This is a genomic window from Frankia sp. CoBUL1 (genome assembly GCF_978021245.1).
In genome coordinates this window covers 1-3539 of the sequence record NZ_CDXDOS010000310.1, presented here as the reverse complement: position 1 = coordinate 3539, position 3539 = coordinate 1, and the positions used below count along the sequence as shown (strand labels likewise).

2 protein-coding genes are annotated in these 3539 nt (G+C 72.6%); one reads left to right on the top strand and one right to left on the bottom strand.

All coding sequences use genetic code 11. The features are described from left to right. Window positions 1-1029 (bottom strand): MraY family glycosyltransferase (locus AC08OX_RS16050; protein WP_476608561.1); only part of this gene is annotated, 1029 nt, incomplete at its 3' end. Window positions 1030-1277: 248 nt separating this feature from the next. Here AC08OX_RS16050 and AC08OX_RS16045 point away from each other — a divergent pair. Beyond that, complete coding sequence (locus AC08OX_RS16045; RefSeq protein WP_476608562.1) at window positions 1278-3506, top strand: bi-domain-containing oxidoreductase; 2229 nt, start codon at window positions 1278-1280, stop codon at window positions 3504-3506. The last annotated feature ends 33 nt before the right edge of the window (window positions 3507-3539 follow it).

Below are 3539 nucleotides of genomic sequence, written 5' to 3'. Positions count from 1 at the left end.
GGGAACGGTGCGCGAGCGGCGGGCGGAGTCCCGTCCCCCCGCGACGCGCTGTGGAGCGTTCAGGTAGCCGAGGAGCACCAGCCCGGCCGCCGTGTCGGCGAGCAGGCGAACCGGCAGTGGTCCGTCCGCGGCGAATCCCAAGGCGACGAGGACCGCCGTCAGGACGCCAACCAGCCCGGTCACCCGGGTGTGTGACCACCCGGCGGTGGTGAGTCGCTGGTAGGCATGGGTGCGGTGGGGCAGGTACCACTGTTCCTTCGCCCGCACCCGGCGTAGCAGAGTCCAGGCGGTGTCGGCCAGGTACAGCGCCGTCGGTGCCAAGGCGGTCTCCGCCGGTATTCCCGCCAGGACCGCCCGCACCGCCAGGAGCGCGATCGCGGCTCCCAGCGAATAGCTGCCCACGTCCCCGAGGAAGATGCGGGCCCGCGGGAAGTTGAACGGGCCGAAACCGAGCGCCGCGGCCGCCGTGAGAGCACCGCCGGTCGTGATCGCGTCCACGTGGTGGACGGCTCCGAGCACCGTGAACGCCGCCCCGGCCAGGACCGCCGCCGTCACCGAGATGCCGTTGATGCCGTCCATGAAGTTGAAGACGTTGACGAAAGCGGTGATCCAGACCGGTGCGATGATCGTGACGAGCAGGACGGTTGTGCCGCTCGGAACCGGGTCGTCGAGCACCGCCCCGCGCACCGCCGTCACCGCGACGACGGCCGCGGTGACGTGCAGGGCCAGCCGGCGCAGCGGAGCGATGCCGCTGAGGTCCTCGACGAGTCCGATCAGGCCGAACGGGGCGATGCCGATGGTCAACGACAGCAGGTCGCGGGCGTCGCCGGGCCCAGGGATGCACACCGCCAGGCCGATGCCCGCGAACAGCCCGAGGACGACTGCGATACCGCCGCCACGCGGGGTCGGGACCTGGTGCGAGGACCGCGTGGTGACCTCGTCGATCGCCGCCATCCGACGCATGCCGACGATGACGATCGGGGTCGCCGCGAGGGTGACGATGCACGCGGCGGCCGACGCTTCGAGCATGCCGTTCCTCCGGGTCTGACACTTCGAATGGGCGAGGCCGATGTTCATCGCTGAATGTAATGCATCAACTACACTGCGCAGCATGATGCGAGCGTGGGCGCCCCCGACGCCCTCACTTCCCCCGGTCGTACCGAAGACTCGGGCCGACACGCCGGTACGGGTCCGCGCGTGGGTGCGGGTCCACCTGCCGGCGCCGACCGTCGGCCGGCGCGGCGGCGCCCTGGTGGCGTGGTGAAGCAGGTGGCGTGGTGAAGCAGGTGGTGCAGGCGGCGTCCGGCGGGGCGGTGCGCGTCGTCGACGTTCCCGTGCCGGTCATCGGTCCGACCGAGGTGCTGGTGGCGACCGTTGCGACGATCGTGTCCGCCGGCACGGAACGTGCCGTTACCACGCTCGCCCGCTCCGGGCTGCTGACCAAGGCGCGGGCCCGCCCGGACCTTGTCCGCAAGGTCGCGGAGAAGGCGAGGACCGACGGTCTCATCCCGGCAGCGCGTTCGGTCCGGGACCGGCTCGGGGCCGACGTTCCCCTCGGCTACAGCGGATGTGGTCGCGTCGTCGAGGTGGGCTCCGCGGTTGACCGCATCCGCCCCGGTGACCTCGTCGCCACGGGTGGGGCCGGGCGCGCCAACCACGCCGAGTTCCAGGCCGTTCCCGGGCTGCTCTGCGCCCGGGTTCCGGGCGGTGTCGCCCCGGGGGCGGCGGCGTTCGCCACGATCGGCTCTATCGCCCTGCACGGGCTGCGCCTGGCGGAGGTGGGCCCCGGGGCGAAGGTGGTGGTCGTCGGGCTGGGGCTGGTCGGTCAGCTCGCCGCCCGGCTCGCGCTCGCCAGCGGATGTGACGTCGCCGGCATCGACCTTGCCGATCTGCCGCTGGTCACCGCCGAGGCGAGCGGTGTCCGTGCGCTGCGGGAGTCCGGCGAGGCCACCACCGCCGCGGTCCGCGCATGGAGCCGGGGCCGTGGTGCCGACGCGGTCCTCATCTGCGCCGCTGGTCGCTCGGCGGAACCGGTCATGCGGGCCACCGCGCTGGCCCGGGACCGGGCGCAGTTGGTCGTGGTGGGTGACGTCGGACTGGGCCTGCTGCGCGCGCCGTTCTACGACAAGGAGCTGACGCTGCGCTTCGCCCGCTCCTACGGACCGGGCCGGTACGAGCGTGGATACGAGGAGTGGGGGGTTGACTACCCTGTCGGGCAGGTCCGCTGGACCGAGGGACGCAACCAGGAGGCCGTGCTAGACCTGCTCGCAGCCGACCGGCTGCGAGTTGATGATCTTGTTACCCACGTCTTTCCGATCGACGCGGCGCCGCGGGCCTACGAGATCGTCGCCACCCGCAGCGAGCCGTACCTGGGGATCCGTTTCGACTACCCGGCGTCGGCCGCCTCCGAACGGGCCGCCTCCGAGCGGGCCGGGTCCGCGGTGGCCGGGGCTGCACTGGCGCACAGCGCGGGCCCGACCCGGGAGCGGTCGGTCAGCCCGCGGCCGCGGGTGCCCCGCCAGCGATCCGCCCCAGCGGGACGTCGGGGCAGCCGGGTCGGCTGGATCGGGGCCGGGACGTTCTCCGGATCGGTTCTGCTGCCCGCCTTCCGGGCGGCCGGGTTTGACCAGTTGGTCACGGTGGCCTCCGCCGGTGGCCGGTCGGCCAGGGCCTTCGCGGACCGGCACGGGTTCGCCGGGGCGGTGGCCGGCGCCGAGGCCGTGCTGGACGACGACGACGTCGACGTGGTCGTCATCGCGACGCCGCATGCGACGCATGCCGACCTCGCAGCCCGGGCCCTGGAACGCGGTCGGCACGTATGGTGCGAGAAGCCGCTCGCGCTGAGCCTCGACGAGCTCAACCGGGTGGAGAAGGCGGCGGCGACCGGCGGCGGGGTGCTTGTCGTCGGATACAACCGGCGTTTTTCCCCGGCGGTCACCGCAGCTCGCGCGGCGCTGGCCGACCGGGATGGTCCTCTCACGTTGAGCTATCGGATCGCTGCCGGGCCGGTGCCGGCCGACCACTGGTACAACGACCGGGTCCAGGGTGGCCGGCTGCTCGGTGAGGTCTGCCATTTCGTCGACACCTGTGCCGCGCTCGCCGGCAGCGACGTGGACACGGTGACGGCGCTCGCCGGGCGGGAGGCCGAGCTGTTGCTTGCTCCCGATGTGGCGGTCACGCTCCGGCATGCCGACGGTTCCCTGTCTGCCATCTCCTACAGTTCCGCCCGTCCCCGCGGAGTGCGTAAGGAGCACCTCGAGGCGCTGGCGGGCAGCCGGCACGTCCGCATCGACGACTACCGCGAACTGGTGATCGATGGACGTTCCACCTGGAAGGGAGCGCAGGACAAGGGGCATCACGCCGCCGCGGCGGCCTTCCTGCGGATGTGCCGCGGCAGCGACGCCGGTGTCACCGCGGAGCTGTTCGCCTCGAGCCGGGCGACCCTCGCGGCCGCTGACGCGCTCGGTGCCGAGGTAGCGCGAAGCCCGGCCCGGATGGGTTCCTGAATAGCTGGGAACCGGCCGAAGATTTTTTCGACG